This is a genomic window from Streptomyces sp. NPDC048483, assembly GCF_040651455.1.
Classification (GTDB): Bacteria; Actinomycetota; Actinomycetes; order Streptomycetales; family Streptomycetaceae; genus Streptomyces.
Genome location: NZ_JBEZJZ010000208.1, coordinates 1 through 5,975, shown reverse-complemented (window position 1 = coordinate 5,975; position 5,975 = coordinate 1). Strand labels below are relative to the sequence as shown.

The window sequence follows — 5,975 nt, the reverse complement described above, 5'->3', positions numbered from 1 at the left end:
ACCAGATCCCACAGCTCATCCGGCGAAGACACCCCACCCGGGAACCGGCACGACATACCCACGATCGCAATCGGCTCATCCGCCACCGCCAACGCACCGGATTCATCAAGGAGCTGTACCTGCGTCCCCAACAGTTCGGCTGCGATGTGGTTCGCGAGCGCGGACGGCGTCGGGTAGTCGAAGACCAGCGTCGACGGCAGTGACAGTTCCGTAGCCGCAGAGAGCACGTTACGGAACTCGACGGCGGTCAGGGAATCGAAACCGAGCTCCCGGAAAGCCCGCTTCGGCGCCACCGCCTCCGCCGACTTGTGACCGAGTACGGCTGCGGCCCGAGCCCGCACCAGATCCAGCACCATCGCCTCGCGCTGCGATGCGGGCATACCCACCAGACGAGCAGCCAGCTTCCCCTGACCACCGGCCGGACCGGTCGCCCTGGCGGCTTCTGCGTTCTTCATCGCCTCCAGGGCCTCGGGAACTCCCCTGAACAGCGGGCTCGGACGCACTGCCGTGAACGCCGACGCGTAGCGGTCCCAGTCCACGTCGGCGACCGCGAAGCAGCCGCTTGTGCCGGCGAGTCGGCCCAGCACGCGCAGGGCCAACTCCGGTGCCATGGCACCGATGCCGCCCCTGGCCAGTCGACTTTCGACCACGTCAGAGGTGGCCATGCCGGCCTGGTCCCACGCACCCCACGCCACAGACGTCGCCGGAAGCCCCTCACCCACACGCCGTTCCGCCAGCGCGTCCAGGTAGACGTTGGCGGCGGCGTAATTCCCCTGGCCGGCGGCGCCGAAGGAACCTGCAATCGAGGCGAACAGGACGAAGGCCGTTACGGGATGGTCGCGGGTGAGCTCATGAAGATGCCACGCCGCCTCGGCCTTCGGACGGAGAACCGTCCGGAACCGCTCAGGAGTAAGACCATCGACCACACCGTCATCCAAAACCCCCGCCGTATGGAAGACCGCACTGATCTCCTCACCGGCCAGCGCCTCGGCCAGCGCCTCACGGTCGGCGGCATCGCACGCGACGATCCGCACCTCCGCACCCGCCGCAGTCAACGCCCCCCGCAACACGTCGGCACCCGGGGCGTCTTCACCCCGACGACTCAGCAGGACAACCCGCCGCGCACCCCGGTCGACCACCCACCGGGCCACCTCAGCACCCAACGCACCCGTACCACCCGTGACCAGCACCGTGCCGCCCCCAGGCGACCACTCCTGCCCCACCACCCGCGCACAACGCACCAACCGACGGCCAAAGACACCAGACGCCCGAACCGCCACCTGATCCTCAGCACCCTGACCCAACACACCCGCCAGCCGACGCCCCCCACGCTCATCCAGCACAGCAGGCACATCCACCAGACCACCCCAACGATCAGGATGCTCCAACGCCACAACACGCCCCAGACCCCACACCAACGCCCGATCCGGTTCGACTGGCGAATCCGAGGCTCCCGTCGACACAGCACCCCGCGTCAACGCCCACACCCGAGCGCCCACACCCACATCACCCAACGCCTGCACGGCGATCGCGGACTGCACCTCGCCAAGGGCAACCAGCACCCCGGCCGGCCCCTCGCTGTTCTCCTCACCCGTACGGGCGCGGACAAGCTCCGCGAGACCGGCGCGGTCCACCCCGCACGGCACATCCACCCGGACGACCTCAGCCCCACACCGACTCAGGGCACCGGCGACATCGACGCACGCGTCCCCGCCCTCACCAGTCAGCAACAACCACGTCCCCGACAACCGCGAAGACTCCAGCTCACCCACCGGCGACCACGAAAACCCATACCGCCAGTTATCGACCGAGGCTTCGGCCACATAGGCCTGTCGCCACGTCGACAACGCGGACACCGCCGACGTCAGCGAATCGTCCTCACTGATGCCCAGGGCATCACCCAACGTCTCCCAGTCCTCACCGGCCACCGCCTCCCAGAACCGGGACTCCACCCCATCCCCGGCCGAAGACACACCCGCCGACGCCACCGACTCCACCCAGAACCGCTGCCGCTGGAACGCATACGTCGGCAGATCGACCCTCTGCGCACCCGCGAACAACGAATCCCAGCTCACCGCGATTCCAGCCGTGTGGAGCTGAGCAAGAGCGGAAACCAAGGTCTGTCCCGGATCGCGGTCAGCGCGCTGCGTCGCCACACAGACGCTCTCGTTGGCCTCGCCTTCGGCCAGGATGGTGCTGGCCAGGGCCGCCAGGATGCTGTCCGGACCGGCCTCCACAAACCGCGTCACACCCTGACCCACAGCCGAACGCACCGCATCCGCGAAGCGGACTGCCTCCCGTACCTGACGCACCCAGTACGCCGGCGAGCACAACTCCTCCTCAGAAGCAGCCTCACCGGTGAGGGTGGAGATCACAGGAATCTGCGGCGCCCCGTACGTCAACCGCTCCGCTACCCGGGCAAACTCCTCCAGCATGCCGTCCATACGATGCGAGTGGAACGCATGCGAAACCCGCAGCCGATTCGTCCTACGACCCCGCCCCCTCGCCCACTCCCGCACAGCCTCAACCGCATCGACATCACCGGACACCACCACCGAGTCAGGTCCGTTGACCGCGGCAAGCCACACCGACTCACCCAGCAGCGGTGCGACCTCCTCCTCGCGGGCCTGGACAGCGAGCATCGCCCCGCCCTCGGGCAACGCCTGCATCAGCCGACCCCGCGCGGCCACCAGCGTGCACGCATCCTCGAGAGACAGCACCCCGGCCACATGCACCGCCGCCAGCTCCCCCACCGAATGACCGACGAGTACATCCGGCGCGACACCGAAGGACTCCAGCAACCGGAACAACGCCACCTCAACCGCAAACAAACCCGCCTGCGCATTCACCGTCTGGTTCAGCGCATCCTGGTCCTCACCCCACACCACCCCACGCACGGACGAACCCAACGCCCGCTCCAACTCACCACACACACCATCAAAAGCATCCGCGAAAACAGGGAAACGGTCGTACAACTCCCGCCCCATACCAAGCCGCTGCGCACCCTGACCCGAGAACAACACCCCAACGCGACCATCACCGGCAGCGACCTCTCCCCGCACCACACCAGTGGCCGACTCACCGTCCGCGAGCGCCCCCAACCCCATTAGCAACGCCTCACGGTCCGCACCGACCACCGCCGCCCGGTGATCCAGACCGGCACGGGACATCGCCAACGAGAAGCCCACATCCACCGGCGACAACTCCGGCCGCTCCACCACAAACGCACCCAACCGCCGCGCCTGCGCCCGCAACCCCGCCTCAGACCTCGCCGACACCACCCACGCCATCGGCCCACCAGCAGGGACAACCGAGCCCACCCCACCGGCGGCAGACTCCTCCTCCACAACCGGAGGCTGCTCCAAAATCACATGCGCGTTCGTGCCGCTGATCCCGAACGACGACACCGCCGCCCGACGCACCCGACCCGTCTCAGGCCACAACTGAGCCTCGGTCAACAGCCGCATCGCGCCCGCTGACCAGTCGACCTCGGGAGTCGGCTCGTCCACGTGCAGGGTGGGCGGCAGCACGCCGTGCCGCATCGCCTCGACCATCTTGATCACACCGGCCACACCTGACGCAGCCTGCGTATGACCGATATTCGACTTCAGCGCCCCGAGCAACAGTGGTTGGTTCTCAGGCCGATTGCGCCCGTACGTCGCCAACAGTGCCTGTGCTTCGATGAGATCGCCGAGCGGGGTGCCGGTGCCGTGCGCCTCAACGGCATCCACGTCGGCAGTGGTCAGCCCCGCGTTCTGGAGCGCCTGCTCGATCACTCGTTGCTGTGACGGTCCGTTAGGTGCCGTGAGACCGTTCGACGCACCATCCTGGTTCACCGCCGAACCACGCACCACAGCCAGCACTCGGTGGCCGTTGCGCTGCGCGTCCGACAGCCGCTCCAGCAGCAGCACGCCGACGCCCTCGGCGAACGCCGTACCGTCCGCGTTCGCCGCAAAGGACTTGGCCCGGCCGCCGGGCGCCAGGCCGCGTTGCCGGCTGAAGCTGAGCAGTGCCCTCGGGCTGGCCATGAGGGTGACGCCGCCGGCGAGTGCCAGCGAACACTCTTCGTTCCGCAGTGCCTGCGCCGCCAGATGCAGGCCTACCAGCGATGCCGAGCACGCCGTGTCCACGGTCACCGCCGGGCCCTCGAAGCCGAGCGTGTAGGCAACTCGGCCGGACGCGACGCTGGCGGCGCTGCCGTTTCCGACGTACCCCTCCAGTCCCTCTGGCACCGAGGTCAGCCGTGAGGCGTAGTCCTGGTACATGGTGCCGGCGAACACACCGGTGCGGCTGCCGCGCAGTGTTCCGGGGTCGATGCCGGCACGCTCGATCGCCTCCCACGAGGTCTCCAGCAGCAGCCGCTGCTGAGGGTCCACCGCCACGGCCTCCCGCGGCGACATGTCGAAGAACTCCGGGTCGAAGTCCGCCGCCTGGTAGAGGAATCCGCCGTGCCGCGTGTAGCTGGTGCCGGGCCGGTCCGGGTCCGGGTCGAAGAGGCGGTCGAGGTCCCAGCCACGGTCGGCCGGGAAGTCGCCGATCGCGTCTTCGGCGTTCCTGACCAGGTCCCAAAGACCGTCCGGCGAAGTCACTCCGCCGGGGAAGCGACACGCCATTCCGATAATGGCGATCGGCTCCCGTTCGGAGGCTTCCAGGCTGCGGATGCGCTGGCGGGCCTGGTGCAGGTCCGCCGTCACGCGCTTGAGGTAGTCCCGCAGCTTGTCCCGATTCACCATCTAGTGCCACTTTCTCGCGGTACGCACACTGGGTCCGGCATGGGCTCAGGACCCGAGCTCGGTGTCAATGAACGCAAAGATCTCTTCGTCGGTCGCCGCGTCGAGCTTGTCGGTGACCTCGTCCCGGGCGCTGTCGCTGCCGTCGTCCTGCCACTTGGCCAACATCGTCTCCAGCCGCGCCAGAATCCGCTTCCGCCTGTCATCAGAAGCGTCCATGGCGGCCAACGAGGCTTCGAGCCCGTCGAGTTCGCCGTCGGCCTGCGATGCGAAGGCGCGCGGGGCGGCCCCGTCCGTGACCAGTTCGCACTGGAGAAGCTTGGCGATCGCGGTGGGAGTCGGGTGGTCGAAAACCAGGGTGGACGGCAGACGCAGTGCGGCGGCGGCGTTGAGCCGGTTGCGCAGTTCCACCGCCATGAGTGAGTCGAAGCCGAGGTCCTTCAGCGGGCGGTTCGGCTGCACCGTGTCCGGTGAGGCGTAGCCGACGACCGTGGCGACGTGGCCGCAGACCAGTTCGAGAACCAGTCTGTCGACCTCCTCGGCCGGCAGTCCGGCGAGCCGTGCGGCCAGCGACGGCCCTGCCGCGGACGTCGAGCCGGCCGTGCCCGCAGTGCCCGCCGGGTTGCTCACGGCGGTGCCGCGCGACGTCACCGGCCGGACGAGGCTACGGGCGAGGGCGCCGAGCACTTCCGGTACGGAGCCGTCGGTGGCATGGGCACGCAGCGCGTCGACGTCCAGCCGGACCGGCAGGGCGAGCGCCCCGGCGCCGGTTCGGCCGAGTGCGGTGTCGAAGAACGCGAGCCCCTGTTCGGTGGTGATCGGCAGTGAGCCGCGACGCGCCATGCGCTGATCGTCGGTGGCGGCGAGACTGCCGGTCATGCCGCTGGCCTCGGCCCACAGGCCCCAGGCCAGCGAGGTGGCCGGCAGACCCCGGGCCCTGCGGTGCTGGGCCAGGGCATCCAGGAAGGTGTTGGCCGCCGCGTAGTTGCCCTGCCCCGGGTTACCGAACACACCGGCGGCGGAGGAGAAGAGGACGAATGCCGTCAGGTCGTGGGCCTGGGTCAGCTCGTGCAGGTTCAGCGCGGCATCGACCTTCGGCCGCAGCACCGCATCCAACCGCTCCGGCGTCAACGACTCGATCACACCATCGTCCAGCACACCCGCCGCATGCACCACACCCGTCAGCGGCCACTCGGCCGGAACACCCGCCAACACCCCGGCGAGACTCTCCCGATCGGCCACATC

At 68.8% G+C, this 5,975-nt stretch carries 2 protein-coding genes; both read right to left on the bottom strand.

Features of this window, described 5'->3' with window-relative positions; genetic code table 11:
• Positions 1-4,733 (bottom strand): type I polyketide synthase (locus AB0D04_RS42000; protein ID WP_362712693.1); only part of this gene is annotated, 4,733 nt, incomplete at its 3' end.
• A gap of 45 nt (positions 4,734-4,778) precedes the next feature.
• Positions 4,779-5,975: KR domain-containing protein (locus AB0D04_RS41995; protein WP_362712692.1), on the bottom strand; the 1,197-nt coding region annotated here is incomplete at its 5' end.